Genomic DNA, 26,596 nt, shown 5'->3' with positions numbered 1-26,596 from the left:
CGGCACAGTTCCAACGACGGGCTGTCCCCGGTAGAGTTTGAGAAGCAGTACGCACTAAACGGCTGACGACTGTCTACAAAAGCCTGGGCGATTCACATAGATCCCGAGTACGGCCGCTTTCATAGGGTAGAGATAGTTTTTTTAGGAACTCGCGACTGCCGAACATGTTGCCCAGCTTCTCTTCCCTGGCGTCGACACGCTTCTTAAGTACTGCAGAGTCTTGCCAGGCATTGGCGCTACCCTGCTCGATAGCCGCCTTTGTTTCAGGCGACAGCTTGGCCGAGGCCATATCCACCATCGGGTAGATGCAAGCTTCCTTGGCGATGGCTTGGCTGGCTGAATGTGCTCAATTCGGACGTTCTACTGCTCCGCCCAGCCCACAGCCGCCTGGTGTCCTCCGGATGTCGCGCCGCGACATGTCCACGGAGACACGACGATGGTTCCCGACGATCCGTCCCACTACACAATCTTGAGCGTTCTGCTGGGGGGCTAGGACGCAAAAGGGCGCGCCACTGGTCGCACGCTACGGCAGCGACCCGGCCGGCGCCATAGCGGTGGATCTGCTCTCCACGTCCGGAGATTTTGCCGAAACCTGCACTAAAGGGCAGAGCCGGTCTCCCTATCGGTCAATGGCGATGCGTGTCCGGTTGCGCGAGCATGGGGACCCGCGACCTTTCCCCCGTATCGGCCCATGGCTCCTCCCGTCGTCGGCCGATGCGCGGTGTTCGCCATGGCAACCCGACGGCGGCGAAGAAATAAAGACACTCCGGGCGGTTTCACCCGCGTTCGTCCTTCTTCCACGCCATCCCCTAAAAGGATACGCTCCATGAGCACCCGGACACCTCACCTCCCTCTGATGCTGATTGCTGCGGTCCTGGTCCTGATGGCCGCGGTACCGGCCTTCGCCGCCGATGGCGACAAAAGCAAGCTCAAGGGTCTGATCACCGCCGTTCAGGGCGATACGATCACCATCAAGGATGCCAACAACGCCGAGCAGACCATCCGCGTTTCGCCCAGCACCAGCTATAAACGGACCAAGGGCCTGACCGGCATCGTCCACGAAAAGGCCAAACAGACCGCACTGATGCCTGGCTTGCCGATCTCCGCTGATGTCACCGCCGCCGGCGCCGGATTCAACGCGACCGAGATCTCTTTCAAGTCCGAAGACTTCAGGACGGCGCAACAAGTGCAGGCGGGCCTGGCCACGACCAAGGCCGAAGTAGAGGCCAACGCGGCGCGCATGAACGATTTCGGTACGTATGAAGCACTGGCGACGGTGGATGTGCTGTTTGCGTCGGGCAGCGCGGCGATTTCGGCGCAGGGGAAAACGGACTTGCTGGCACTGGCCGCCAAGGCCAAGGAAACCAAGGACTACCGCGTGGTAGTGCAGGGCTTCACCGATTCTACCGGCGATGCGGTCACCAACCAGAAACTCAGCGCCACACGCGCCGCGGCGGTCACCGACTTCTTGCAGGAGCAGGCCGGTGCCTCGCCCGGCCGCGTGCTAGCCGGCGACGGCATGGGCGTGGCCGCCGATGCCGGCACCGGCAGCAACGCGAACGCTCGCAAGGTCGTGGTGAAACTGGTGGTAGACAAGGGCGTGCAGGACGGACAATAGCGCGGGAGGCTCGTCTATGATCACGGGAAAAGCCGCAAGGCCCAGAATAGCCGGCTGCTTTAGAGAGAACCCAAAATGAATGCTCTCGACCGCGTTGTCCACACCGATATCGGGCTCGCGAAGGGCACCGAGCATGGGGCGACCATGCCTATAGTCGAACTACCGTTTCGGCCGACATGGGAGACGTCACCGCCCTAGACGAGGATTGCACTCACAGCATTGCGCTGAAGTCCGATGGCACCGTCGTGGCCAGGGGAGACAACATCGTCCACCAGACCGACGTGCCAACGAGCCTCTGTGGCGTGCTGCCATTGTCGCCGGCGGCGACCGCCGCGTAGCTTGCAGGAGCCGCCTACTCCCGCAATGCAATCAATGATCTGGTCGCCGCCATGCTCTATGAAATTCAAATCCGCGATGCACCAAGTATCGGCCATGATTGCTGGCGCAGTTGCACGACACTTTTGGCATTGGCGATGCTCGACCAGGTGTCCGTCTGCCAGGCGGTGCAGGTCATCGACCTGACATACGTCCGGCACGACAACAAGGTCACCATCGAACAAGCCGACGACATGATCGCTCAGGCCATCGATATCCGCCTGCTCATAGGCTGCCAATAGGCAACCGGGACGAAAATTATCTGCTTGCCGGAGGGCCGGTGCAACCGGCCCTCGATTTGGGACAACGGCCAAAAAAGCCCCCTTTACTGCGTCCTGCTGATGGATGCTGTGTCGATTAGCGGCGGATATGGACCGAGACGGCTTTTGCTGTGGCGAGGCAAAAATAGCGCGGCTCCAACCGCGGCGCAGATACGCGGCGTTCACTTTTTCCGACAAACGGCGGGCGAAAGGTGCCACATATTTACCGGCACTTACGGCCGCAGGCAGATAATTGCCGCTCGCCCTTGTGACCGACTGACGGTCAGGCCTTCAGGAGAGCCGCATTGAACGCTCATCATTTGACAAACGCATCCAGGTGGTTGCCACTGATTCTGTCGCTCTCGCTAGGACTCACGCCCACCAACGCGCAGGCGGTGGACGTCGTTACTTGCGTGGGCTCGGAAACCGACACCTACAACCCGGGCATTCGGCTCACCTCGCAGGCGGTCAATGTATCTTTCGCCAGTACGTTCGAGCCGAACAGCTGCATCGCAGCTGATGGCTCAGGCATTACCAGCGTGTTCATTCCTCCAGGCGGCTATGTCGCACCTAGATCCTGCCTTGAGCTCATTAGCTTCAACCCAGTGGGGGGATCAGAAACGCTGTACTGGAACAACGGCGATTCCTCGGTCTTTAGCTGGAAGGCCACCGACGTTCAGCACGAGAACTTGCTAGGTAGTCAGATATACACAATCGCCGCGAGTATTACTTCAGGACGCTATCAAGGTCGCCAGATGATTTCGGTAGTCACGCTGGTGAAACCCGACATTTTGCAATGCCTCTCGGGTATTGGGGTGACTTCGGTTTCTGGCCCCACTGTACTTACGATCCTGTAAGAAAGATTGCCGCCGGGGAAAGAGTTGCATTTCGCAGACCCGCAGGGGGCACCCCCGCTAGTACGGACACTTCTTTATGCCCATCCGGGGCAGGAGGCGTGTCGTGCAGCAACGAAAGAAGTACAGCGAGCAGCTCAAGCGTCAGGTCATTGGGCTGACGCGGCTGCCTGGAGCCCAGATGTCACAGATCGCGCGTGAGCTTGGAATTCGCGCCAACCAGACCCATCGTTGGCGCAGGGAGTTGGCGTCTGGCAGCAAGAAGGCCTTCCCTGGCAACGGTGTCGCCAGTCACCAGGAGATGTTGGCGCTGAAGCTGGAGCTGGCCCGGATCGAGGAGCGGGATTTTGCGCGATGCGGCGGCGGCGTCGCCAAGGCATCGCCTTGAGGTACGAGGCGATCCGACGTCCCCGCGGCCGGTACCCGACCCGCCTGGTGCGCCGGTGCTTGAAGGTCTCAGTCAGCGATTTCCACGATGGGGCCACGCATTGGCCCAGCAGGCGCGCACAGGACAAACCACGCCTGTTGGCCCATAGCCGTCCGTGCATGCGCAGAGTGATGCAGAAGCGTCGCTGGTAAGGCAAGCCCAGCGGCGCACGGCCGACGCACGTGCGCAACCATCTGCAGCGCGACTTCACGGCACTGGAGCCCACGCCGATGGGTTGTGGACATCACCTTCGTCAGACCGGTGAAGGCGGGCTGTCCCTGTGCGTGCTGGACCTGTTCGCGGACAAGGGGCTGGTCAATGTCGACCGTGCAGGACCGGCACATGGTGCTCAAAGCGGTAATGATGGCCTGCTGGCAACGTCCGGACCGAAGCCCGGGGATGTTGCGCTGGGATTGGGGCACACCGTTCACCCGTGCCAGCTACCAGCAGTACTCAAAGGTCATCGCACCCTCAGCAGCATGAACGCGGTGGTCGCTGCCGGGACAATGCGGAGATGGAGGGCTTCTTCGGGTTCATCAAGCCAACGCGGGTCAACAGCCGCCGCTATCTGATGACCGCCAGCGCAGCGCCAACCTGCTCGACTACATCGAACGCTTCCACCACCCGCGCATGCAGCATGGGGGCGACGCCCAGGAGCAGCCCTTTCGACACTTAACCCAATCGTCAGTGGAAACGGGGCAGTAGAACCCAACGCGAGTACTGCTTAGAACGAGCGGAAATACCTCCAATAGTCATCGTTGGCCGTGACCTGGCCGGAATTCACGGGGCGTCAGCGAGTCGTTCGATGAAGCTGACCAAAGCCAGGCGAAAGCTCCTGACGCTGCCCGCATGCGCAACGGTGCCATCCTTTTTGATGCTAACAATCAGCTCGGCAGCATTTTGCGCCAACTCTTTCACGCCAATAACGCCAACCCCCCCCGCGATGCGATGCAGCTGTTCGCAAGCCTTCCCCTGATTGGCCATTTCCATCGCCTCATCCAGTCCCGCAAGATCTTTATGCGTTGTGGCGATCAAGCTATCGACGATATAGGAAGTCGCAGCACCAAACCTGCGCGCCAATGCCTTGCGATCTACCACCCCATCTCCGCCCTCGTCGAATTGTTCGCCCGAACTTTTAGCATCCGTTTCGTCTTCGGAGGGCGCTGGCGGCGACTCCAGTGGCAACCACCGTGCAATGGCTGTCCGAAGCGCTGCGAGGGTAACAGGCTTGGCCAGGAAGTCGTCCATGCCGGCTGCGCGGCAGCGCTCGGCCTCCTCAGCCAGCACACTTGCCGTCAGTGCGATCACCGGAAGCCGCTCACCGCCACTCTGGCTCTCATTTCGACGGATCTCCTGCGTCAGCGTGTAGCCATCCATGCCGGGCATACGGCAATCGGTGATGACAAGATCATAATGGGCACCTCGCAAGGCGACCAGCGCGGCCTCCCCGTCCGCGGCCATATCGCAGTTCAAAGCCAGTTGCTTCATCCGCCAGAGCATCAGTGCCTGGTTGGTGGGATGGTCTTCCACGATCAGCACACGACGGCCAGCCCAACCCGCGGGTGCGGATATGGACACTTCTCCGGTTCCGATGGCACCACTTGCGTCAGAGCCGCCATCGGGCTGAATCGCTATCGGCAGAACCAACAATACGTCAACACGAGTACCTTCCCCGAAAACGCTTTCCATGCGCAGTTCACCATCCATCATCTGCACCAGCCGGCGACAGATGCTCAAACCCAGCCCCGTACCACCGTACCGCCGAGTTGTCGACGTCTCAGCTTGCGAGAATGGCTGGAACAGACGCTGCTGCTGTTCGGCCGACATACCGATCCCGGTGTCGGCTACTGACAGTTGTACCCATTGCCTGCCGTCCTCTTCGTCCAGCAAGGTCAGCGTGATCATCACTTCGCCACGGCCAGTGAACTTGATGGCATTGCTAAGCAAGTTGAAGAGGATCTGCCTCAGACGCACGCCATCTGAGACATGAAGCGGCGCCACCTGCGGGTCGATTCGGTTGCCAATACCCAGTCCCTTGTTGGTAGCTTGGATCGATAGCATCTGCTGCACATTATCGACGATCCGACGTAAGTTCACCGGGGTATATTCCAGCGATAGCGCTCCCGCTTCGATCTTTGAGAAATCGAGGATGTCATCCAGGATTTGCCGTAGCATCTGCGCCGAATCTTCGATGGTCGCCAGTACACGCTGCTGCTCATCATCCAACTGCGTATGCGCCAGCACTTCCAGCATACCAAGTACACCGCTCATGGGCGTTCGAATCTCGTGGCTCATCGTGGCGAGGAATTCGGCTTTGGCCGCCGCTGCCTGCTCTGCTACCGCTTTGGCCGCCTCCAAGGCCTCCGATTGTGTGTGTGCCTCAGTGACGTCTATCCAATAGCCACTCCACAACAATGCGCCGTCTTTCGCCCGGTGCGGCAACGCGCACGAGCGTACCCAGCGCCAACCCCGTGCGGATAAGCCGCGGAACTGGAAATCGATGGGACCGAAAACTGCAGCAGCTGACTGCATCGCCTGGGCGAGTCCCTCCTGATCATCTGGGTGCACGCGCACGAACACGTTGCGTCCATCGCGCTGGGCCTGCTCGATATCCAAGCCGAACAACGAAGGCATATCGCCTATGATAAAGGGAAATTTCACCGTACCATCGCCGACCCATTTAGCCTGGTAAACCACCGCTGGCAGATTGCCGGCGATTTCCTCCAAACGTCGCTCAACTCGGCGTCGCTCCTCCACTTCGCGGCGAAGTCGCCAATACCCGATGCCGTGCACCAGTCCGGCAGTCAATAATACTAACAGCAGAGGAACTGCCCATTTCAGCACGGTGCGCCACTGCAGGCCGGTGTGATATTCCACCGCCAGCCAGTCGCCACGTATGGCTTCGCGCTCGCGAGGGGTCATGCTTATTAGCAACCGGTTAAAGGCTGTCGCCAGCGGCGCATATTCCTGGCGTACTGCCAGCGTCAGCCGATCTTCGATACCTGTAGGCGCGGCGATGTGCAACTGACCAAGGTACTGTTGGCGCAGAGGCCTATCCACGGCGGCAAGATTTCCTATATAGGCATCGATTCGACCGTCACTCAGCAGCTGCAGCGCTTGTGCCGCATCTCCCACAGACACCACACGAGCCTGAGGCGCCTGCGCAAGTACCAGCGGCCCCAGTCGCTCCGGATCGGACAACGCCACCTGCATCCCATCCAGATCTCGGATATCGAGCACGCTACCGCTGTCATCGCGCATAACGATGACATTGGCGGCCGTCAGAAAAGGCTGGCTGAGTACCCAACCAGTCTCCGGCGATCCAACTTCGTCCGGAACCCCAATGACTACGTCCAAGTCACCGCTGCGCATTTTGTCGCGAATTTCCTGCCAGCTTGCGACCGGAACGCGCTGCAGATTGGCGCCTGCCGCACGGAAACGCTTCAGGTATTCTGCGGACAAGCCACTCGGCAATCCATTCTCGTCGAGAAACGAAATCGGAGCCCAATCAGGTGCGAAGCCCAGGCGCAGAGACTGCGTCATCACCGCCCACTCCGCATCGCTAGTGGCCAGTTGATCGCCGCTCGCCCAGTGTAGCGGCTGCAGCCAAGTGGCACGGATGGCTCGATGCTGAGCCTCCGGCATTGACGCCAACGCAATGTCCAAAGCCTCTGCCAGCGGCTGCTTCGCATTGGGGACGCCGAAATGCAGCGTAGTCAGCGGAAGATTGCTTTGCCGCACCAAGGTGGCACGGGTCATGCCTTGGCTAGCTAACAGGGTGGAGGCGACATAAGCATTGCCCAGATACGCATCAGCTTGGCCCGACGCCACCATACGCAGCGCTTCGGCCGTATCTCCGGCTATCACATGCTGGGCCGCCGGATATCTGTGGTGAGCAGCAGCGCCCGTCGCGAAGTCCTTTTCCGTAACGACCCTGAGCCCTTCTAGATCAAGATCGGCGGACAAGCGTGAATCGTGGGGCCGCCCGACCAGAGCGACAGGGACCTCAACGTATTGCCGGGTGAAGACCACACATCGCGTTCGCTCAGCTGTCAGTGACAGGTTCATCATCACGTCAATTTCGCCGACGCAGGCAGCCTGCAGCATTTCCGACCAGCTGGAAAAGGTACGCGTCCGTATCTGCAGTCCCAAGTGCGTAGCCAGAACGTTCAAATAATCATAAGCCAGCCCTGCTGGCTGGCCGTTTTCGTGGGATTCGAACGGCGGCCAGCCAGTATCGTACAGTCCAACCACGATGGTAGGGTGCCGTTCTAACCATTCCAGCTGCTCCGATGACAGCGGCAAGTCACGTCCGTTGCCTTGGGCGTGCACCGGAAGAACGGCTAACAGAGAAATGATGGCCAACAGCCATCGGCAGATAAGATGCGGACGCGTGCGACTAGACATCCTCGAATCCATCTGACTCCTCCGGCCACGGCAGACACCACCATGTTGCGTCGAGCAATATTAGCTCATACGTCTGCCCATCGTCCTTGCCGATGATCATCCAGTAGTGCGAATCGGCGCACGCGCGGTAATCGGGTGCAGCGGCTTCGGCACCATAGTTGCCGAAGCCAGTGGAACTAACGATGCAGAGCTCTTCAGCTTCTTGAAAGCAAGTGGTTTGGGCTGAACCATTAAATGCCGATAGTCGTCCAAAGCGGGCATCCGCCGCGTTCAGCCTTCCCGCAGCTGCCCATTGCAGCACTCGATATCGGCGCTCTGTTGAGCGTACCGGGCTGGAACAGGGCAACTGAACGCAGCGCGCGTGCTCCCATGCCACCATCGCCGGGCCGCAGACCTCCTTGCCTTAGTCGGTGCGGATCACTTGCCGCAGGCCATGCGTCTGCGCCATACGATCCAACGCCCGCGCAACCCCGAAGCCAGAGATCGCCCGTACTACCTCAGTGGCGAGCGCCTCATGCGCGGCATCGTCCACGATGGTCCGCGCCTTGAGCACGCGGCCAGACGGTGCGGTCAAACACGCAGCCCACCGACAGGACCTGGTTGGCCGCCGGCCGAAAACAGTGGCTGGCGGTCGCCCAAGGGCAACTTTTTGCGCTTGCGCCGACGCACCCGCAGCGGACGTCCGGTTAACGCCTCTCCGCAGGCTTGTAGTTCACCGCCACGGCTGATGCCGCAGCTTCAGTTGCCACCTTGAACGGTTCCTGATACGGCGCGCCTTTGAGGCACTCTACGTGTCGTTGGCGACCTGCGGCACCCCCCCCACCATTGCCATTAACTCTTCAAAGGGGAGAGGCCTGGAAAAAAAATAACCCTGTCCAATCTGGCATCCAAGTTCCAGCGCCAGTAAGCGTTGCTCCTCGGTCTCTATGCCCTCGGCCACGATGGTTTGGCCCATCTGGAGGGACAACTCAACGGCGGACTGCATGAAAGCTCGCCCTTGTACGCTTCTCGGCGCCGCAGTCACGAAGCTTCGGTCGATCTTCAGTTCGGTGCTAGGCAACTGCGACAGCAGTTGCATGCTGGATGCGCCAGTACCGTAATCATCCAAGGATATCTTGAAGCCGAATAAGCGCAGCCGAAGTAGAGGCTCGAGAATTCTTGCCAGGTCATCAACCAAGTGCGTTTCGGTTATCTCCAGCGTAAAATCTGAAGGTTCGCCCAGCCCGGTCGCCACGGCATCCAGCATGCGTTCGACGATGTCTGGATGGTGCAGGTTTTTCAGCGAGATGTTGATGGCGAAGTCGAGAAGTATTCCCCTACCCGCCGCAGCCCGGCGGTCACGCGCGGCCTGGGCAAGAACCGCCAAGGTCAGCTGATCGATCAAACCGCATTGCTCTGCCGCATCGACCACGCGGGCGGAAGGCACAATGCCGGATGTCGGATCGGCCCAACGCAGCAACGCTTCCACGCCCACCATTTCACCGGAACGCAAGTCAATTTTCGGTTGGTAGTGCAAGCGCACCACGCCATTCCCGATTCCTTCACTCAAATACGTCGCGTCCAAGGACCGGTGCACCGAGCCGACATGAGGTAGCTCGATCCCGGGCCGATAGAGGTTGAGGAGGGATATCAAAGGCTCACGCGCAACCGGTTTGCGAAGCACGCCGAGCAAGGTCAGCTGCTTGGCTTCGGCGAACTGACGGCTGGAGTCCAGAATGCGAGAATGTTCACCGCTGACCAGAATGATCGCCGGCCGTTGCTCAAGTGCTGCTATCCGGCTCATCAGTTGAATCCCGTCCATTCGAGGCATGTTGAGATCGCATATGAGCAGGTGGGCGGCGCACCTTGAGAGGTACTCAAGCGCAGCCTGTCCGTCGCAGGCCACGTCGATCTGCTCGAACCCGCTATCGCGGAGAAGCACCGCAATCAGCTCCGTCATCAACGGGTCGTCGTCGACTACGAGCGCACGCAAGGTGGAGAATTGGTTGTTAGGCACAGTCGGCGCAGTCCTGAAGAAGATCCCCGGGGCGAATTTTGAGCAGCTGTTTCGCGTTGACAATGCTCCGGCAGTCTACTCCTGGGCGAGGATGGTTGTGGCGACATTTCGTAACGATTTTACCTTCGAACGCTCAAGTCCCTGCCACATTGGCGGGCTGGGATGTGCACTGTCATTGTTGGGCACCCGGTAAATGGTAGCGCCCGCCCTCGTTAGGGAAGGCTAGAACAACCCGATCTGATCTACCCAGAATCAGACCAATGATCCAAACAAATGGGCCTGCGAACAGCTTTCCTTCGATGGTGCGAAGTACAACGACATGCGTAAGCAGACGCGGTCCTGGGCGAGATGGAGGCAGGTAGTGCCTTGAATGGATCTGCCTACGCCACACGGCGTGGTGCCGAGTGGGCCGCCGAACCTGCAACTTGGGAGCTGCGTTCAGAGGTGGCGCTTTCCACTTGCCTTCTATTGCCTCTTCCTTCGGCCAGTGGAGCCAAATCGCAATCACGAACGGCCCCTTCGGCGCGGGCAACCAGTTTGCTTCCTTGTCCTTGCCGGGGACTCGTTCTGTACAAGCGGCGTGACGCCGTCGTCGGCGTCCTTCGCCAACGCATCCGGCATCGGCGAGTTGATTAGATTGCGATTGAGCGGATTGGCCACGAGCAGGCTCGACGGCAACTCGTACATCGTCACCGACCAGAATGCATTGACCAGCGGCAGCTGGCCCGGTGCAAATCGGAGAGTTGCCGTAGATGCTGAGCACGGCACCTGCCATGCGATTGAGGTAGTTGCTCCTCAGGAACTCACGTGTGCCGAACATGTCGCCGGGCTTGACTTCCGGGGCATCGACACGCTTTTCCAACGCTCCATAGTCGCTCCAAGCATCGCCACTTCCTGCTGGAGGGCGCTGTTCCTCTCGGGCGCGAGCGCGCTTTCGTCGATCGCCCTGCCCGGCCCGACACCGATCATGGCGAAGCGCACCACGAGGCCTTTCTCCGACGGAACCGTCGGGGTGTACCGTAGAACGAGATTCAGCAGGTTGAAGAACTCAAGCGACATCTTCTGCTCTTCCGGCATCAGCGGCTTGGGGAACTCGATCGCGGCGCGACCGGTGACGCCTGGCTGGTCAGGAAGGCCGAAACCGGTTGCACCTTGTGGCCGGCCTGGATCTTCTTGACGTTGTCGACGTCACCGGGATTGAAAAGCTGCGTGCGATATCCAGCAAACATGAACTCGATTTCCGAACGAATCACCTTCTCCACGCCCTTGGGCGTCTCGCCTTTCCTGCTGGCCTCGCCTATGGGCACGCAAGACGCCAAAATCGGGAGCCCATGAGCGAATGGAGCGAAGCGACCATGCGGCAAACTATAGCGATCCAATCTACGGCCGCAATTGATAATAGGTGCACTACATGCTGCCCTGAGGGGCAGATTTTTCGTCGGAGAAAGCGCGCTCTTCTCCGTCAACTTAAAAACGAACCTTCCAGCCCCTGCGCCACGTCAACTCCCACTCCCACCATCACCGTGGATGAAGAGCGGTGGCCCAATGCCATATCGGTATGTTTCCTGCATCGTTGCGATCCCATGCCGCAGCCACAACAGGTTCCGCGCTCCATTGGTTGTGCCTCATTTCTCTTATGGTAGGTGCCTGCGTACTTCATCGCGTTCTTTCTCCAGCTTTACCAGCACAGAACCGAACAAGCTGAAAACTCGTCACTCGCGAGTTGTTCGAGAATGTACTTGCTTCATCTACTCGAATGCATCTCAATAACGAGGCAGACCGCATGGTAGTCCTGTGTTTCCCACAGCCTGCTGGACAATTGAAGATCACCTAGCGGCAGAGTGTCTAGTATTGATACAAAGGCAGGTGGAAGATTCGCAGCCAATGACGAATGCTGTTGAGGAAATATCAAGTCACGACATGCATCCTCCGATGACGCCCCTACCCCGTAGGCATCAGAACGGCCGTCCGATTTCAAGGAAAATTGCGCCGTCGCCTTGTTCGCGCCAGCCGTAGCCGAACAACATAGGTCCGAGCCAGGAATCGAATCCGGTGTACACGCTTACGTTGAAGACACCATCACCGAATCTCATGTCCTGGCGGCGCTCCCAGGCATTGCCGTATTCGAGGGTGCCGCCGACCAGTGCCGAGCGACCGAAGAGTTCTGCCAGTTGATAGGTGTAGCCAGCGAAAACCAGTGCGTAGTGCTGACCGGTCAGCTCGTTGACGCGGTACCCCGCCAATCGCCCGCGTCCGCCCAGGCGATAACGGCTCTGCACAGGCAACGTGCCCGATACCGTTGAGTGATAGCTTCCGCCCAGTTGCAAGGTATGTTTGCCGAAGCTGCGTGCACCGAGCACGTCGAAGTCCGCCTGATCGAATTCACTGTCGCTACCCAGCCATGTGCGGGAAATGGTGTAGCCAAGTGAGCCGTAGTAGCCGCTGCGTGGAAAATACAGGCTATCCAGTCGGTCGATAGCGAGCGATGCGAATAGGTTTCCTTCGTCAAAATCGAAACTTTCCAGGAGCGGGTCGCCCACCTCGACGCTGGCCCGCCCTTGCGCGCGTTGTATGCCCAGCGCGGCAGCTCCGTAGTTTCCGAACTCGCGCAGCGCCCGCAGTTCGATACCGGTGGTTCGCACATCGTAGGTGGCTATACTGTCGCCGGCTACGTTGAACACATGCATGTTGGGGTTTCCATAGCCCACCTGCCCGTACAGCAAATAGCGATTAGCAGCATCCAGCGGGTGGTAGTACTCGCCCTTCAACGCCGGCTCACTACCGACCGTGACCGATACCCGCCCCTCGGCCCCCAACTTTGAAACTGGGGAGAACAGCACCGCCGCGCGCAAGTTGCTTTCGTGGGTGCCCTCGAAGTCTGAGTTCATCGTCAGACCGACCTGCAAGTAGTTGGGCCCATGTGGCTTGGGACGGGCTCGCAGGAGCACGCCGGTGCGGTCGTCCTCGCGCACGACCTGGTAGGTCACGCTCGCTAGCGTGCCCAGGCTGTACACACGCAGCAGGCCTTTCTCAATTCGCGGCGGGTCGATGGTTTTGCCCGTGGGAACATCCAGGTAGGCCAACAACAGCTCATCCGCATAGTCTGTTTCGTTCTCCAGCCGTACGAATTCAACCACCGGAAGCTCGCTCGGCGCGACTGGGCGGAAGTTCATCGCAGCTTGATAGCGATCGGCCGGCAGTGCCAGGCGCGTCAGCTGATCGCGTGCTGCTTCCGCCGCTTGCGTCCCTATCGCCAGTGCTTCCCGGGCTTTTTCGAAATCGCGGGTGGCGACGGTGTCGCCCAGCAGCGGAGCCACCATGATGTCGTGCTGACCAAGCGCGGCCAGTTGGCGATGCGTATTGCCAGTGGTCATCATGCCGCTGATCTGCGATACGACATCCAGCAAGCTCGCATTGCTGCCCAATGCTTCCAGCGGCGTTCCCACATCGACCGCGATCACGATGTCGGCGCCCATCGCTCGCACCACGTCAATCGGCAACTGGTTGACCAAGCCGCCATCCAGCAGCACCCGGCCATCGACTTCCGCCGGCTGGAAGACGCCAGGCAACGACATGCTGGCGCGCATCGCCATCGCCAGACTACCCCCGCCGAGCACGACCGCCTGGCCGGTATTCAGGTCGGTAGCGACGGCGCGATAAGGAATCGGCAGATGGTCGAAGTCGCCGATCGCGCTGACCGACAGGGTTGAGCGTTCGAACATCGCCAGGATGCGTTCGCCCTGCAGCAATCCAGGCGACAGTCTCAGGCCGTTGCCCTTTATGCCGACACCCAAGGTGGTCAGGTGATCGCGATCGTCTTGCTTGCGCCGATACGACCGTTCTGGCCGCTCCAGGGAATCATCGAACAGGCGCTTCCAGTCGGTGGAAACAACCAGTTTCTCCATCTCATCCACCGACATGCCCGAGGCGTAGAGGCCGCCGACCAAGGCGCCCATGCTGGTGCCCGCGATACAATCGATCGGAACCCGCAGCTCCTCGATCATCCGCAACACGCTGATGTGTGCGATCCCGCGCGCTCCGCCGCCGCCGAGCGCCAATCCGATCCGTGGCCGCACGTCGTCAGGCTCGCGAAGGCCGCAGGTCGCGGCTGCAGGCGCGACGATCGTAGTCTCCGGCTGCGCCATCACATTGGACGCGGCAAACAGGCAGCAGAGAAGCCACCTTGCCATCGCACGTGACGACGAAGTGAGCTCTGCTTGCCGGCGACGCTGTCGCTGGTAGCCGGCCATCGTGTTTCTCCCTGCTTGGTTGAACATGATGAGCCACACACTAGCGAGCATGCTGGACACCGGTGCGGAGGGGGGGCTTAGCGGGTCATGGGTTAACCACAACATAGACAGGGGAATTGCCGGACCAGGTCTGCTGATAGTAGACGCTGCCACAGTAGTGATAGGAAACACCGCTCTTCACCACGACGGTGCAACTCGGTGGCAACGCGTAGTAGTAGGAGCCCAGTACGGCTGCGGTGGTGGCTGCCGTTGCACCAATCACCACACCGGCGGCGGCCGGATGGTAATAGCCTCCACCGTGATAGTAGCCGCCGTGATAGCCGTAACCACCGTCGATATCGATGTTGACGTCATTGCCGATATTGACGTCGCCGGTGTTGACGCGGTTTCCTGTATTGACGTTTCCGGTATTGGCGCGATTTCCGGTGTTGACGTTGCCGGTGTTGGCTCGGTTGCCGGCGCTCGCACCGCCGGTACTCGGGCGCGACATCGATTGACTCGCGCCTGACACGGAACTTTGGGCCATGCGGCCGCCGTTACCACCTGCACGGGCGCCACCGCCTCCGCGAGCGGCGCTGACCTCGGCAATCCCCAATGCCAGTACGGCAGCAATGGCGATCCCGCCAAACGCAGCTGAGTGCCGGCCGCGACGCATTGTGGAGCTATCGAGATTGCTGTTCATGCGTAGATATCCTCTCAAGGTGCACCGTTCTCGGCGCTTGCGACAGCCTCCAACGGGATCTCGGTCGCGCCCTTTGGCGGTGCGAACTGGAAGGTCGAACTATGGATCTTGGGCTTTAGGTTCCAATGCAGAATCGCCTGGTACTGCGGATCGCCCACTTCGTAGCGGGTGGTGATCAGGACCTTGCGAGGCAGCGGCCGATCGCCTTGCTCGACCCACAACTGCCAGTCGATATTCGCCTGCCGAAAGGCCAGGTGATCGCTGACAACGCCGTCGATCGTCGATTCGCCCACCAGGATGCCACCGCGGACGTTGCCGGTGAGCGTACCGGCCGTAGCTTGGTACAGTACGTCGATCATCGGCATCTCGACGCCGATGTCGAGCAGGATTCCGACCAAGTCGGCGAGCGTATCGGCGGCGTCGGCGCGGGCAAAAACGGCATCATCGGGCGAATACATGATGAGCTGGGTGCCGTCATACACGAACGTGCGATTGCGAATGTCGCCGGCGATGTCGGCACGCAGCTTGTTCGGTCGTTGTACGACGATGACGGAGCGCTCGTTTTTCTGCAGCTTGTATCCTAGCGCCACGACCTCGTCGCGCGATGCGTGGGTTTCGATCGAGAACGTTTGCAAGCCGCGCAAGTAGCTAGTCATGCGGTCGAGCACCGCCTGTGCTTCAGGCGAAACCACCTGCGCGGAAATGACCGCAGCGTCCTCGGATGCTGCTGGGGCGGCCGCTTCCTGCGCCCAGGTCGACGCCGTCCATGCCAGCAGAATCGCTGCCGACAGCAATAGTCTCGCGTTCTTGGTATTAGGCAGTTTCATATCGCTTCCTCATGGTCTTCAGACCGATGTCTGGCGTGAGCGCAGCGACGCCGCGCTTGCTGTTTGGAACATGGCGTACGTGTGCCTCCCGGGCTTCCAAGCATGAGGTGGAGGACGCGCTGCGCTATGATTTCATCACTCATCGGCAGCCTGGGCAATTGTCCTAAGGGGCAGGCGCATCGTGTTTTGACTCGAAGAAGCGCGTTGCATCGCAGCCCATAATTGAAGGTTGGCCCAACGCAGCGGGGGAATCACCAATAGAACTGCACGCGCGCTTCGGTGATGTTCGGGTTGTCTTCGACGATGCCACGCTCACTGTCGACCTGGACGTAGTTCAGAACGAACTTGAGATGCGACCGCCAATACCAGTTCACGCCCGCGGTCCAGTTCTCCATGCGCCCTCCTTGCACGACGCCGTCGTTCAGGTCGAGGACGTCATACCGCAGTCCAACCTGCCACATACCCGCACCCGTGGCAGGCCCTATCAACGTCGCAGGTTCGCCACCTTTGTAGCCCCAACTCTGGCCGGTGATGTTCCACATGCCGCTGAGGTAGCCACCGGTGCCGCTGAAGTCTCCCGAGTCCACGTGGTACCGGTCGACGCGCGTAGCCATGTATTCAGCCTGCAACTTGAATGGGCCGTACATCCAGAACGTTTCCGCGCCGATCGTTTCCAGGCGATCGGTGTCGGTCATGCTGCCGGTATCCACCAGGCGGATCGGCGTCAGGTCGGCGTTGGGTCGCGCACGCAGGCGCAACGTATCGGCCGGCGTATCGTGATTCACGTAGGACAGTCCGAAGTGCAGAATCCTCTTCTCCGCGTTGAACAGCGCCCACGTTCCGCGCAATCCGTAGCCACTGCCATGCGCAAGATTGCGAGTTAGTTCGCGTCCGAAGTAGCTGGCGGTGATGCCCCAGTTTCCGTGGCGTTCGAACGCGCCCTCGTCGGCGCCGCCGCTAGTGCGGTCGTAGGGGTGCCCGTAACTGTAGCCAGCACCGAGGCGACGCCCTACCGTGAACGTATTGGTGACCATCGCCTGCGACATGAAGTCGTTGTGTTTGGCTGCGGAAAGTGCTTCCAACCCGTTCGGCTGTTTGAACTGTCCGACCTGCATGAACTGTTTTCCGTCTCCGAACTTGTAACGCGCATTCACATCGAGCCACTTGTCGGCTTTTCCGTCGTAGCCGAGCACCCAATCGAAAGGGCCGGGGCCCTTGCCTTTGAGGTAGAGCTGAGCCGTGCGCAACTCATAGTCGGCGTCATTGCCATCATCCATGTCGCCGTCGAGATCGGCGACGTCGCTGTCGTACCAGTCGGAATCGGCCTGGACCAAGCCCTCGAAGGTGATGTCTGACCCGGCGACCGAGTCGATCGCGATCTGTGCATGGACGGGTTGTGCAGCAGCAGCCAGCAGTGCCCCCGCAATAATGATTGGCTTCATGATGATTCCCTTGCGTTAAGTTGCCCGCTTCCAGCTGCAGGCTTTAAAACTTCACGGTATTGACGCCTGCGTCATTCCAGGATCGACCTCGCTCCGACCGTCTGCACCGGGCGATTATTCGGGTGACCGATTGCCTTGCCCACCATCGTCAACTGTTCGGCTGTTGCCTTGGCGGGATGTTTCAGTACCAACCAGCGCACCCCTTCCGAACATGGAGGCGTGGTCAGCGAGCCGTTGTAGCGGTAGTAGGCATGATTGGTGGGCAGCAGGTCGGCTGCGGACACCTCCGGCCTCAGCGCCTCCTTGCCGTTTTCGACCTGCAGTACCTGCGGCCAGACTTTCTCCAGCAGCTTGTTGCTGTGGCCCTGCTCGAACATCAGTGCCACGACAGCCAGGTTGCCCTTGGTGTCGGCATGCACGAAGTGCGCCTCCATGAGGAAGGACTTGCCATTGATGGTGTTCTCGCTGGGGGAATGAAAATGGAACTGCTTCAGCTCAAAGACCACGGAATCCACGGTGATGCTGCTGCCGGGGTTGTAGTTGACCTGGATGGAATGGCCGTTGTTGACCACTTGGTGGCCGCCTGGCTTGTAGTTAAAAATAATCTTGGGAAGGTCCGCTTCTATGAAGTTGCTCAGGTCGATCGGTGATTGATTCCTGCCATCGCTGCAGGTGCCAAAATCCGACTCGAACTGCGCCCAGTGTTCCGGACCGACTTCTCCCGCATAGCCCCAATGTGGTGGAGGGTCCGAATTCTGCGCGGTCGACGACAGACTGAGCGAAGCGAGCAGCAATGCTGCTGCGAGTCCGGTTGCTTTCATCTTGCTTCTCCTTGAGAAATTCATGGACAAGTAGCCGATGCTGCGAAAAGGCTGTTCATGTCTTACACGTTCACGACCGATGGATTCACCTTGCCGACCGATTCATCGTGGTTTGTAGATCCAACATGGCCTGCTGTCCCACGGTGATGAATCCCCCTCGTGGACGGTTCAAATCCACGACAAGGGTGGCAAGGACCGCGAACGCCAGAGACAAAGGGACGATAGCGACCAGCCTTCGCTTGCCCGTCAAACCGATCTGTAGCCCGATCATTCCCATGGTTAGTACGGCGATCAGCATCAATCCGAACCAGACGCTGCCGGGAATCCTGGCACGAAGCGAACCGGCGAGGCGCTGTTCGTGCATGTCGATCACATCGTTGATCGATGCGATCACCAAGGACATGACGGCGCTTCGATCGTCGACAGCAACCGATGACACCTGTGCCCATAGCAAGTCGTGGATGTCGAGTGATCTTGTCGTGGCGACCAGCAAATCGCCGCCGGGGCGCGCCACCGCCAGGCGGATGTCCACGTATTCGCGCAAAAGGCGCTTTACTTCCGCTCCACTCTGCGTGTCCAGCAGGTCCGCTCGTAAGTAGGCCGTGCCGATTGCATTCGCTTCGGTCAGTACGTTCTGTTTCCTCACGCCGTGTTGGGAGGCGGCCATCGAGAACGTGAAGGCCAGGACGAATGCCAGCATGCCCAGCAGTCCTCCGACCATCGGCCCGATCGATGTGGGCGCTTCCTTGTCCTGACGCGTGCGATGGTTATAACGGCCGATGAAGAAGCCGATTTCGCATGACACCAGGATCAGCACCGCGATGCACAGGTAGACGCCCGCAATGGGCATGCATTCCAGGAAGTAGTGAGTCATCGCATGTTCCTTGCGCTACTTCTTGGGGTAGAGCAGGGTGAAAGTAAAGCGCACGCCCCACTCGGCACCGCTATCGGGCGCTTCCAGGTAGTAGCGCACGCCACCCTGATAGCTCACCAGTTGCGTGCCGACGCGGCTGACCTTGCTGTAGCCGAGGTTGATTGGCACGGTCCATTGCTGGCCTTTCCAGTCGTAGGTGGATTCCAGCGATACGGATACGGTCCGTCCCTGTCCCAATGATTTCGACAGGAACGGCTGCAGGTAGGTGGCGCTGATATCGGCACGATCGTCGTCGCCAGCGAAGGACCAGATATGGTTGCCCAGTGCGCCGTACGTCCAGCCGGTTTTGGTCTGTCGCAGTACAACTGCCGTTGGACCACCGCCCCATTTCTTGGCACCCAGCAGATCATCGGTGGCGGTCGGCAGGAGCAGCGCTGGCCCGACACCCCACGTCCAGCCGTTGGCGGTCAACGCTTTAGGCGAGAAGAACAAACTTTGAAGGACATCGCCCAAACCGAACTGGCTGCCGGCGCCGGGGAACATGTCGTGCTGGCTGACGATGGGCACGATCGTGCGCGAGATCATGTTCCAGTCTTCACTGATCGATACCGGAATCACCGGCTGCACGTTGACGAAAAACCGATTGCCATCGTCCTGTGGTCCGATGCCGTCGTCGTAGTTGAACTGCATCGGAACGCTGGTCAGGCTGGCGATCGGGTTCGCTAGTTTCTTGGCGAGTTCCTCGGCGTTCTGCGCATGCGCCGGTGAGGCTACGCATCCCAGCGACAACGCAAAGCAGAGCGCATGCGGCAGATATCTTGAGTACATGGGATGTCCTTTTCGCCGCCAAAATTGCAGCCGTTGTGAAGTCAATTGACGGTGTAGCCCCGTCCCTGCATGCAAGCGCCATAGGCGCGGTAGTACGTGTCCAGCGTTTGCGTCTGCGTCGCCTGTGCTTGCTGTTTCTGCGCGCCCTGGCTTTGCCGCGCCCACCGTCCGCCGGCCATGACGCCGGCGGTCGCGCCCACCGCCGCGCCTTTGCTGGAGTCGTCGTCGACGATCTCGCCGATCACCGCTCCTCCGGCGGCACCGCGCACCGCACCGACCAATCGCTCGCCTTTCGGGCCGGTCGGTGGCGACGGCATCGCCGCAACTGCCGCAGGATCTATCCCGGTGTCTTGCTTGGCCCAAGCCAGGCATTGACCATCATCCGTGTTCTGTTGCTCGGGGGTCTGTGCCTTGGCCGGATAAGCGCTGGGTTTCTGTGCCAATGCCATCGCCGCCCACCCGAGCAGCGCTACGGCAATCAAGGTGTGAATCGAGTTGCGCATGAGCTCTCCTTCGAAAGATTTTCCAACGAGGTAAAGGGATCAGAAGATGAATCCGTAGCCAACCATCGGGCCGCTCATGGTGATGTTGGTGTGTCCGTCGCCGGTGTCCAGTTCGACCGACAAATACCGATAGCCGAACACCCAGGCGCCGCGCTTCATCCGGTACGATGCCACCGCGCTGGTGTTCCAGGTGCCATCGGTGTCGCCGAAGGAACCGTCACCTCGCAGCGTCAGACCCCAGCGATCGTGCAGAGCCCATGTGTAGCGCGCACCGAGCAGGAAATCGGCGTAAGTTTCGCTGCCGTCGAACGTTGTGGGGCTGAATGCCTGGTTCTCCGGAATGAACTCCACGGTCATATCGATGTCGATGTATCGCAGACCCGCGAACAGGTCCAAGCCGCGGTAGCGATCCTCGCCCGGACTCCAGACTGCGGCCAGTTCAAACAGCCGCGTATCCAGATCAGATTTGGTGTGGAAGCGGGGCCGATCGTGATGGTCCGCGAGACCCAGGTAGGTGAAGTCGGTAAACATGCCCCACCGGTCTGTCTGGCCCTCGATGTGGATCTGGAACGCGCCGTCGATCTTGTCGACGAGATCGTTGAAGCGGGTATCGTTGCTGGCCCCGCCCGTGGGCGGTGAGTGCCTTTCCAGGTCGGTGCCAATGCTCGCGGCCCAACCATAGGGCGCAACGACCCATTCCCAGTCATCGCCTTCGGCGGCTTGCGTTGTGGGAACCAGGCCTATCAGGAACGCGAACGCAGTGCCGAGAGTCGCCTGTCTCAGGATGTTGTTCATTGCTGGGTCTCCTCGGAGTTCGGATCGGAGTTCGAAGCGATGCGGTCTTTCCGTAGCACTGTGGATCTGCGAACCAGGAAGTAGCCTGTCACCAGCGTCAGCATCAGGGCAGCGATGCCGAGCAGGGACAATCCGCTTAGGTGCTCGAAGTCCAGTTGAATGACGTGCCTGCCTACCGCAATGACTGCGACAATCAACACCACTTCCAAGCGCACATGGTGGTCGTGCAGGTAAGCGCGGATCGTCTCGAGCAACTCCAATCCGATTAAGACGAGCAGGGTCCCGGCAAAGCCACGTTGCAGCGCCTTCTGCAATTGTTCGACAGTGTCGATCGAGGCCAGTTGGCTTGTCGCGCCGTGCCATAGGAGGTAGCCGAGATCGAACACCGTAAGCAGGATCAGTATCATCAGTAGCAGTTGCACGGCGGACAGGACCACGCGTTTGAACACGCGAGTAAGACGTTCGCCGGGCCACAAGGTGTTCGAGAACTTGTCGGGCAGGTCGTTCACAATGTCAGCTCCACCGCACCCCGGACCAACCCGCCGAATGGAATGACCGTCAACACCAACGGAAAACTCGCCAGCGCCCATCCGGCGAAGGCTAGAAACAGCGTATGAATTGAACGATGCATGGGGTCTCCAAGAGACGGAAGGTTCCATCAAAGCAGTGGTGCGAGTCGTACGCTCCACCCGTTCTAGTGCAGGTCCTGACTTCTAGTTGAGGTTGTTATCCCGGTAGTCTCTGGTGTCCTTGATGGTCAGTTCCGCGGCAGGGCCGTCATAAGTCATCTGATAGACCCATTCCCCTGGAGATACCGACATTGCGCCGGCATCAGAGACGCCTTTCCCTGAGATCAGCGCTGCCAGCGTCGCCTGACCACCGAGTTGGTAGCCCTTGTTGACGAACTCATCGAGCTCGCTTTGCATTTCGAGCACCCAGACCAGGCGGAATTTTTTGACACCGAAACCCAGCCCGGCCTGTACCTCGGTCATGTGCATGAAGATCTCCTGGGGCTTGGCGTTGTTCATGGCTAGGCCATAACCGGTCGCGCCACCTGCGATCAGAATCTTCATGCTGAAGTTGTTGAACACCGCGTACCCGGCGTCGTTGTCCACCGCCTTCTTCGCGGCTGGCTGATCGGCATAAAGCTGTCGCAACGTCTCGTTAGCCATCGCACCCATTTCGCTGCGAGCCTCCTCAAAGGGCACGAAAAGGTTTTCCCCTGGTGCGGGGTAACGAACGTTGGTGGTGCCATAGCCGGCGAGGACAGCGAAGCTGATGGAGGCGAGCGGCATGACTATGTGCTTGAGGCATGGCATGAGCGAGTTTCTCGTAGTTCGGCGAAACGATCCTGGACCACATGGCCGGCTGGCGCAGGCCTGACGCTGGAAGAACTTTCGTCTCGGATTCTGGCGGCGGCACCCGCAGCATTGAAATTGGCATTGGGGGAGGGAACGAATGCCCTTTGGGGCAAGGACCAACGGCGATAGCGAAGCGACACGTCAGGTACGTAGTGCGCTTGCTACCAGCGCGACCAAGGCCTTACCTTCGAATGGCTTCAGCAGATAGGCGGTGCAGGCACGTTCGGCCTGCCTGCGCACAGCAGGGTCGTCATGGGCGGTAATGAATATCCAAGGCGGCATGGGTCCTTGCTCTGCCAGCCGTCGATGCAACTCGAAGCCAGATACACCTGGCAGCCGGACATCGCACACCAGGCAGCGGACGGAATTCCACAAAGACGTGCCTTCCAATGCGTCCAGCAATGATTCCGCAGATTCGTAGGCCTCTACTCGATAGCCGGAACCGCGCATCATGCGCTCGACCGCCTGACGCATGCCCCTGTCGTCTTCGATCAATATCACCTCGTGTGTTGCGATCACCATGCTGGGCTCAGATTCCCGCCAGAAGATTTCGTCGGCGCTGGATCAGCACCGCTCCATCATCCGCAGTCTCCGGCGCGCGGGTAATTGCTCATTGGGGCGGCTGTCGATGCCCTTTGGGGCAGAGCGCAGACCTATGGGATAGACGAGCGGTTATCAGCAGGCACGGGGTCATCGATCACAGACGAGTCTCGATATCACGCGGCTGTTTTTTCCTCCCCCATAGCCGAAGATTCGGGACGGGATGCCGCATCGAATTCGAGTTGCGCAGCAAGGTACACCAGTTGAGCCACTGAATGGACATTCAATTTTTCCATCACGTTCGCGCGATGGGCTTTTACCGTTCTTTCGCACGTATGCAGTGAAGCCGCGATCTGCTTGTTCAAACGGCCCGCGACGACCTGTTCCAAGACCGATCGTTCGCGCGGCGTGAGCGAAGAGAAGCTACGGCGAATGTTCTGCTTCGCCAGCTCGCTTTCCCGTCGTTTGGCGTCACGCTCAATCGCAGTGGTGACGGCGGAAATGAGCGCGTCGCGGTCGATAGGTTTTGTCAGGAAGTCCACGGCGCCGCGGCGGATGGCGAGCACGCTCATCGGAATGTTCCCGAACCCGGTAATGAAGATGACGGGAAGCGCATCGGGACGCCGCATCAACGCCAGTTGCAGATCCAAACCGCTGGGGCCAGGCATGCGGACATCCAGGAGAAGACAGCCAGGACCATCACCTGGCCGCGCCAGCAAATAGTCCCCGGCGGAGGGATATTGACGGACTTCAAAGCCCAGTGCCGTCAATAGCCGGTGCAGCGCCTCGCGCACGGATGAATCGTCATCAACCACATGGATCATTCCATTTGATGCGGTCATGTCCTTCCCCCCTTCCCTGGATCGACGATGCTTTCACATCTGACCATAATGATGAAACCTACTCTTGCCAAGTGCCTTCTTCTGCTTTTTTGCTGAGATTCCAACGACAACCCGACGGATGACAGCCTATTCTCCAGGCCACAGGATTGGCCGGCGACTATCCGCCGGCCTCATCGTAGGGCGGCAGCATTACCTTGAATGTGGCGCCGGAATCGCGATTGTTCTCCACTCCGATGCAACCGCCATGGGCTTCGACGATGGAGCGTGCGATCGACAATCCAAGCCCCATGCCGTGCGGTTTGGAGGTGTAGAAAGAGTCAAACAAGTGACTCAGCCGTTCCGCCGGGACACCCGGCCCGGCGTCGCTGATCCAGATTTCGATTTCGCGATGAGCCGCGCGGGAGACGCCGGCGGTGATAGGGGCAGGCGTCGCTGATGCGTTCTCGGAAGCACCCCTTGCTTCCACCGCATCCATCGCGTTCAACATCAAATTGATCAGTACTTGTTCTAGATGTGCGCGATCTCCGCGCACATAGGCGTGCTGCGGCGATAGCACGCTTGTGACAGGAATCCGCCGTCGCCGCGCCTCTGGTTCCAACAATGCGACGAAATCCGCCGCAATGGCATTGGCGTCGGTCTTCTCCATCTCCATCTCGCGCTTGCGCACCAGCGTCCTGACGTGGCGGATGACGTCACTTGCGCGCAAACCATCACGGCGCACGTCTGCCAGGATTTGTCGTACTTCATCCAAAGGAGGATGGGCACGGTCCAGCAGAATCTCGCCGGCGTCGACGTTGTTCAAGATGGCGCCCAAAGGCTGGTTGATTTCGTGGGCGATGGACGCGGTCAGCTCGCCGACGATCGATAGCCGCGACGCGTGCGCTAGCTCCTGCCGCTGGCGCTTCGCTGCCGCTCGCCCATCGGCGACCGTACCGCCAAGCTCGTACGTCATTATGCCGACCGTGATGAGAAACGTGGCTAGCGTGAGCGACGCTGTTTCCAGCGCTCCCCACTGCTGGAGCACCAGTTGGGCCACTGCAGCTACCACAACAAGGCAGACGCCCCCTGCCAGCACTAAACCTCGGAAATGTGCGGCGCAAGACCAAAGCCGCCTCGCGCCATCGATGGCCAGCCCTAAAAGAAGCAGGAGAGCCACAAGGGAAAGTGCACTCCGCACGTAGCCTAAAGTGGTTGCACGGGTCTCAGTAGCGGACAGGGCTTCGTTCCCAAGCGCCACTACCGCCAACAGCAGCGTTACGGTGAGCGCTGTGCGTTGTTGTTTGTAGTTGCCTTTGGCGTATTCGACGGTAAACCAGGTAGCGCTGACTAGCCAGATCGACATCGAAATCGACAGTCCAGAATGCGGGACAGGCTTGCCGTTAGGGAGCTTGCGTTCGTGAGCGACTACTTGGATGGCAGCGGCGGCGGCGGCGAAGCAGGTCAGGGCGAACCACGTGTGCTCCCGCCCGGCCGAGTGACGTCCGGAGATCAACAGATGATGGACAGCTGAGGTTGCAAAGGTAGCCGTCAGCAAAATCAGCGCATCGTTAGCCATGCTCACCTGCGGTTAGATGAAAGGGACAATCGTGATTCCAATCCAACGAGCATTTCATGCGCGTACAGAGCTCACTCGCGGCCGTGAGGCACTCAGCATTGCAGTCCAGTCCCCTCCCCACGCAGCGCTTGGATAGCAGATATCCGCAGCTGGAAATGAGATGCAGTGCTCAATTCGGCCATCTTCCGCTTGAGATGGTGGCGCCCGCGCCAGATGACTGCGTAGCCCAGAACCCGCATACGACGTCGCCCCATTCTCGAGTAGCGCAACGGCCCCAGGACGGATACCCATTCCAATCGAGCGCATCTGGCGGCGTGTAGTAGTCCAGCGGCTGCGACCGCTCATCGAGCGAGGAATCCAGATGCTTCACTACTTCAGCCGGGACGGCGGGCCACGGTATCGCCTGGGAGCGCAATGACCTGCTGCAGCTTGCGCAAGCATGGGTTCACCCCCTTTCCCACAGACGATTGGGTAAGAGTCTCAAGGGCTGTTCCTGGGCGCCCAGCCGGCGCTGCATGCGCGAGTGGTGGAAGCGCTCGATGTAGTCGAACAGGTCGGCCCTGACCTGAGCCATCGTCAGATAGCGGCGGCGGGTGACCCGCTCTGGCTTGATGGGTGCTAGGCGGATCGTGTGCACTACGAACCCGCAGCAAGTTCACGCCATGCATGCCCCCTCCCGGTTTTTCGGAGGCGCCCTTCCGCTCCAGGACGACCCGGTTTCACTGAGCCGATGCAGTCGAATCCGCGCTCTTTGAGCCGGCAGTCGATGTCGTTTGCTCGGTACAGCTTGCCGGCCTGTGTGGCGCTGCAATGCACCACCAGATGATCCATACGGCGCATAAAAGCTCCAAAACAAGAAGCCCCCGCCGTTTCCGGCGAAGGCAAAAGAACACAAATGAGGAGAGAAGGTCACCGCCGCTGGATAGGCGTTCCACGATGCTCGCAGGGGAATTGCTGCATCGGTACTTCAGCCAGCCCCTGTCGCTTCACGGCGAGCATCCTGGGTTTTCGTGCGGCGGTCGACCTAGCGACAGGCTGCGACTTTCCCGCGCTTCAAACAACACGCAAAGGGGAAGAGCAGACCTTTCCGCGCCACACACAGGAAATATCCATTGCGGTTGCCCAAACAAAAAAGCCCTCACCCAACCGCGCGTATCCCGTCTGAAGAAGGGCAAGTGGCAGAACTTCAGCCTGGACATGCTGCTGACGCTCGCTGCGCGATCGGGGCTGCACCCTAAGTTGCGCCTGGTGGCCTGAGCCTAGGCAGCCATGACCGCGAAACTTTCGCGCTTCGACGTTGCTGATTACCTGAAAACCGATGAAGACTGCTACCTGTACC

Annotated in this window: 26 protein-coding genes and 1 pseudogene; 5 read left to right on the top strand and 22 right to left on the bottom strand. The window is 59.8% G+C overall.

What is annotated here, in order from left to right; translation table 11 throughout:
* The first annotated feature begins 826 nt into the window (after positions 1 to 826).
* The 5 genes from AB6O04_RS16395 to AB6O04_RS16375 all read left to right on the top strand — a co-directional run bounded on the left by AB6O04_RS16395 (position 827) and on the right by AB6O04_RS16375 (position 4,017).
* Positions 827 to 1,618: an OmpA family protein gene (locus AB6O04_RS16395; protein WP_368565233.1), complete on the top strand. Its 792-nt coding sequence runs from the start codon at positions 827 to 829 to the stop codon at positions 1,616 to 1,618.
* Positions 1,619 to 2,007: 389 nt separating this feature from the next.
* Positions 2,008 to 2,235 carry a hypothetical protein gene (locus AB6O04_RS16390; RefSeq protein WP_368565232.1) on the top strand — a complete coding sequence of 76 codons (228 nt, stop codon included), beginning with the start codon at positions 2,008 to 2,010 and terminating at the stop codon, positions 2,233 to 2,235.
* Positions 2,236 to 2,558: 323 nt separating this feature from the next.
* Positions 2,559 to 3,110 carry a hypothetical protein gene (locus AB6O04_RS16385; protein ID WP_368565231.1) on the top strand — a complete coding sequence of 184 codons (552 nt, stop codon included), beginning with the start codon at positions 2,559 to 2,561 and terminating at the stop codon, positions 3,108 to 3,110.
* Positions 3,111 to 3,213: 103 nt separating this feature from the next.
* Positions 3,214 to 3,495 carry a transposase gene (locus tag AB6O04_RS16380; RefSeq protein WP_368565229.1) on the top strand — a complete coding sequence of 94 codons (282 nt, stop codon included), beginning with the start codon at positions 3,214 to 3,216 and terminating at the stop codon, positions 3,493 to 3,495.
* 357 nt (positions 3,496 to 3,852) lie between these two features.
* Positions 3,853 to 4,017, top strand: coding sequence for a hypothetical protein (locus AB6O04_RS16375; RefSeq protein WP_368565228.1), 165 nt, complete (start codon positions 3,853 to 3,855; stop codon positions 4,015 to 4,017).
* A 297-nt stretch (positions 4,018 to 4,314) separates the two neighbouring features.
* Here the strand turns inward: AB6O04_RS16375 and AB6O04_RS16370 are convergent, their stop codons facing one another.
* The 22 genes and pseudogenes from AB6O04_RS16370 to AB6O04_RS16265 all read right to left on the bottom strand — a co-directional run bounded on the left by AB6O04_RS16370 (position 4,315) and on the right by AB6O04_RS16265 (position 25,257).
* Positions 4,315 to 7,899 carry a transporter substrate-binding domain-containing protein gene (locus tag AB6O04_RS16370; RefSeq protein WP_368565227.1) on the bottom strand — a complete coding sequence of 1,195 codons (3,585 nt, stop codon included), beginning with the start codon at positions 7,897 to 7,899 and terminating at the stop codon, positions 4,315 to 4,317.
* Positions 7,900 to 7,933: 34 nt separating this feature from the next.
* The gene (locus tag AB6O04_RS16365; protein WP_368565242.1) at positions 7,934 to 8,242 is read right to left on the bottom strand and encodes a hypothetical protein; all 309 of its coding nucleotides are present in this window, start codon (positions 8,240 to 8,242) and stop codon (positions 7,934 to 7,936) included.
* Between the two features lie 42 nt (positions 8,243 to 8,284).
* Positions 8,285 to 8,595, bottom strand: a pseudogene (locus AB6O04_RS16360) (IS3 family transposase); the annotation flags it as partial.
* A gap of 133 nt (positions 8,596 to 8,728) precedes the next feature.
* Positions 8,729 to 9,937, bottom strand: a complete 1,209-nt coding sequence (locus AB6O04_RS16355) for an EAL domain-containing protein (protein ID WP_368565226.1) — start codon at positions 9,935 to 9,937, stop codon at positions 8,729 to 8,731.
* Between the two features lie 504 nt (positions 9,938 to 10,441).
* Positions 10,442 to 10,705 (bottom strand): DUF1214 domain-containing protein, encoded by a 264-nt coding sequence (locus tag AB6O04_RS16350; protein ID WP_368565225.1) that lies wholly within the window; start codon positions 10,703 to 10,705, stop codon positions 10,442 to 10,444.
* A 27-nt stretch (positions 10,706 to 10,732) separates the two neighbouring features.
* Entirely contained in the window at positions 10,733 to 10,996 is a 264-nt protein-coding gene (locus AB6O04_RS16345; protein ID WP_368565224.1) for a hypothetical protein, read from the bottom strand.
* 17 nt (positions 10,997 to 11,013) lie between these two features.
* On the bottom strand, positions 11,014 to 11,244 hold the full coding sequence (locus AB6O04_RS16340) for a DUF1254 domain-containing protein (RefSeq protein ID WP_368565223.1): 231 nt from the start codon (positions 11,242 to 11,244) through the stop codon (positions 11,014 to 11,016).
* Positions 11,245 to 11,892: 648 nt separating this feature from the next.
* A complete protein-coding gene (locus AB6O04_RS16335; RefSeq protein WP_368565222.1) occupies positions 11,893 to 14,127 on the bottom strand; it encodes a patatin-like phospholipase family protein in 2,235 nt (744 codons plus the stop codon).
* Positions 14,128 to 14,272: 145 nt separating this feature from the next.
* The gene (locus AB6O04_RS16330; protein WP_368565221.1) at positions 14,273 to 14,869 is read right to left on the bottom strand and encodes a hypothetical protein; all 597 of its coding nucleotides are present in this window, start codon (positions 14,867 to 14,869) and stop codon (positions 14,273 to 14,275) included.
* A gap of 14 nt (positions 14,870 to 14,883) precedes the next feature.
* The gene (locus tag AB6O04_RS16325; RefSeq protein ID WP_368565220.1) at positions 14,884 to 15,696 is read right to left on the bottom strand and encodes a DUF2092 domain-containing protein; all 813 of its coding nucleotides are present in this window, start codon (positions 15,694 to 15,696) and stop codon (positions 14,884 to 14,886) included.
* A 251-nt stretch (positions 15,697 to 15,947) separates the two neighbouring features.
* A complete protein-coding gene (locus AB6O04_RS16320) occupies positions 15,948 to 17,144 on the bottom strand; it encodes an OprO/OprP family phosphate-selective porin (RefSeq protein ID WP_368565240.1) in 1,197 nt (398 codons plus the stop codon).
* A 65-nt stretch (positions 17,145 to 17,209) separates the two neighbouring features.
* On the bottom strand, positions 17,210 to 17,959 hold the full coding sequence (locus tag AB6O04_RS16315) for a carbonic anhydrase (RefSeq protein WP_368565219.1): 750 nt from the start codon (positions 17,957 to 17,959) through the stop codon (positions 17,210 to 17,212).
* An 85-nt stretch (positions 17,960 to 18,044) separates the two neighbouring features.
* Entirely contained in the window at positions 18,045 to 18,833 is a 789-nt protein-coding gene (locus AB6O04_RS16310) for a hypothetical protein (RefSeq protein WP_368565218.1), read from the bottom strand.
* Positions 18,834 to 18,848: 15 nt separating this feature from the next.
* Positions 18,849 to 19,661 (bottom strand): transporter, encoded by an 813-nt coding sequence (locus AB6O04_RS16305; protein ID WP_368565217.1) that lies wholly within the window; start codon positions 19,659 to 19,661, stop codon positions 18,849 to 18,851.
* Positions 19,662 to 19,702: 41 nt separating this feature from the next.
* Positions 19,703 to 20,164, bottom strand: a complete 462-nt coding sequence (locus AB6O04_RS16300; RefSeq protein ID WP_368565215.1) for a glycine zipper family protein — start codon at positions 20,162 to 20,164, stop codon at positions 19,703 to 19,705.
* A 39-nt stretch (positions 20,165 to 20,203) separates the two neighbouring features.
* Positions 20,204 to 20,959: a hypothetical protein gene (locus AB6O04_RS16295; RefSeq protein WP_368565213.1), complete on the bottom strand. Its 756-nt coding sequence runs from the start codon at positions 20,957 to 20,959 to the stop codon at positions 20,204 to 20,206.
* Positions 20,956 to 21,468 (bottom strand): phosphate-starvation-inducible PsiE family protein, encoded by a 513-nt coding sequence (locus AB6O04_RS16290; protein ID WP_368565211.1) that lies wholly within the window; start codon positions 21,466 to 21,468, stop codon positions 20,956 to 20,958. Before AB6O04_RS16290 ends, AB6O04_RS16295 begins: the two co-directional genes overlap by 4 nt.
* Complete coding sequence (locus AB6O04_RS16285) at positions 21,465 to 21,590, bottom strand: hypothetical protein (RefSeq protein ID WP_368565210.1); 126 nt, start codon at positions 21,588 to 21,590, stop codon at positions 21,465 to 21,467. The genes AB6O04_RS16290 and AB6O04_RS16285 overlap by 4 nt, the downstream gene beginning before the upstream one ends.
* Positions 21,591 to 21,672: 82 nt before the next feature.
* Complete coding sequence (locus AB6O04_RS16280) at positions 21,673 to 22,254, bottom strand: hypothetical protein (RefSeq protein ID WP_368565209.1); 582 nt, start codon at positions 22,252 to 22,254, stop codon at positions 21,673 to 21,675.
* A gap of 207 nt (positions 22,255 to 22,461) precedes the next feature.
* Positions 22,462 to 22,842: a response regulator gene (locus tag AB6O04_RS16275; RefSeq protein ID WP_368565208.1), complete on the bottom strand. Its 381-nt coding sequence runs from the start codon at positions 22,840 to 22,842 to the stop codon at positions 22,462 to 22,464.
* Between the two features lie 194 nt (positions 22,843 to 23,036).
* Positions 23,037 to 23,684, bottom strand: coding sequence for a response regulator transcription factor (locus AB6O04_RS16270; RefSeq protein WP_368565238.1), 648 nt, complete (start codon positions 23,682 to 23,684; stop codon positions 23,037 to 23,039).
* A 175-nt stretch (positions 23,685 to 23,859) separates the two neighbouring features.
* The gene (locus AB6O04_RS16265; RefSeq protein ID WP_368565206.1) at positions 23,860 to 25,257 is read right to left on the bottom strand and encodes a sensor histidine kinase; all 1,398 of its coding nucleotides are present in this window, start codon (positions 25,255 to 25,257) and stop codon (positions 23,860 to 23,862) included.
* Positions 25,258 to 26,596 lie beyond the last annotated feature (1,339 nt).

This window comes from Pseudoxanthomonas sp. UTMC 1351 (genome assembly GCF_040948865.1).
In the GTDB taxonomy this organism is placed as follows: Bacteria; Pseudomonadota; Gammaproteobacteria; order Xanthomonadales; family Xanthomonadaceae; genus Pseudoxanthomonas_A.
The sequence above is the reverse complement of the archived record's forward strand: the minus strand, read 5'-3'. Positions and strand labels throughout refer to the sequence as shown.

Bases quoted from the DNA above. Each gene is read 5' to 3' on its own strand.
- AB6O04_RS16395 (WP_368565233.1), top strand. From the start codon at position 827: ATGAGCACCCGGACACCTCACCTCCCTCTGATGCTGATTGCTGCGGTC.
- AB6O04_RS16390 (WP_368565232.1), top strand. From the start codon at position 2,008: ATGCTCTATGAAATTCAAATCCGCGATGCACCAAGTATCGGCCATGAT.
- AB6O04_RS16375 (WP_368565228.1), top strand. From the start codon at position 3,853: ATGTCGACCGTGCAGGACCGGCACATGGTGCTCAAAGCGGTAATGATG.
- AB6O04_RS16345 (WP_368565224.1), bottom strand. From the start codon at position 10,996: ATGTCGCTTGAGTTCTTCAACCTGCTGAATCTCGTTCTACGGTACACC.
- AB6O04_RS16335 (WP_368565222.1), bottom strand. From the start codon at position 14,127: ATGGCAAGGTGGCTTCTCTGCTGCCTGTTTGCCGCGTCCAATGTGATG.
- AB6O04_RS16330 (WP_368565221.1), bottom strand. From the start codon at position 14,869: ATGAACAGCAATCTCGATAGCTCCACAATGCGTCGCGGCCGGCACTCA.
- AB6O04_RS16325 (WP_368565220.1), bottom strand. From the start codon at position 15,696: ATGAAACTGCCTAATACCAAGAACGCGAGACTATTGCTGTCGGCAGCG.
- AB6O04_RS16315 (WP_368565219.1), bottom strand. From the start codon at position 17,959: ATGAAAGCAACCGGACTCGCAGCAGCATTGCTGCTCGCTTCGCTCAGT.
- AB6O04_RS16310 (WP_368565218.1), bottom strand. From the start codon at position 18,833: ATGACTCACTACTTCCTGGAATGCATGCCCATTGCGGGCGTCTACCTG.
- AB6O04_RS16305 (WP_368565217.1), bottom strand. From the start codon at position 19,661: ATGTACTCAAGATATCTGCCGCATGCGCTCTGCTTTGCGTTGTCGCTG.
- AB6O04_RS16300 (WP_368565215.1), bottom strand. From the start codon at position 20,164: ATGCGCAACTCGATTCACACCTTGATTGCCGTAGCGCTGCTCGGGTGG.
- AB6O04_RS16295 (WP_368565213.1), bottom strand. From the start codon at position 20,959: ATGAACAACATCCTGAGACAGGCGACTCTCGGCACTGCGTTCGCGTTC.
- AB6O04_RS16285 (WP_368565210.1), bottom strand. From the start codon at position 21,590: ATGCATCGTTCAATTCATACGCTGTTTCTAGCCTTCGCCGGATGGGCG.
- AB6O04_RS16280 (WP_368565209.1), bottom strand. From the start codon at position 22,254: ATGCCGCTCGCCTCCATCAGCTTCGCTGTCCTCGCCGGCTATGGCACC.
- AB6O04_RS16275 (WP_368565208.1), bottom strand. From the start codon at position 22,842: ATGGTGATCGCAACACACGAGGTGATATTGATCGAAGACGACAGGGGC.
- AB6O04_RS16270 (WP_368565238.1), bottom strand. From the start codon at position 23,684: ATGATCCATGTGGTTGATGACGATTCATCCGTGCGCGAGGCGCTGCAC.
- AB6O04_RS16265 (WP_368565206.1), bottom strand. From the start codon at position 25,257: ATGGCTAACGATGCGCTGATTTTGCTGACGGCTACCTTTGCAACCTCA.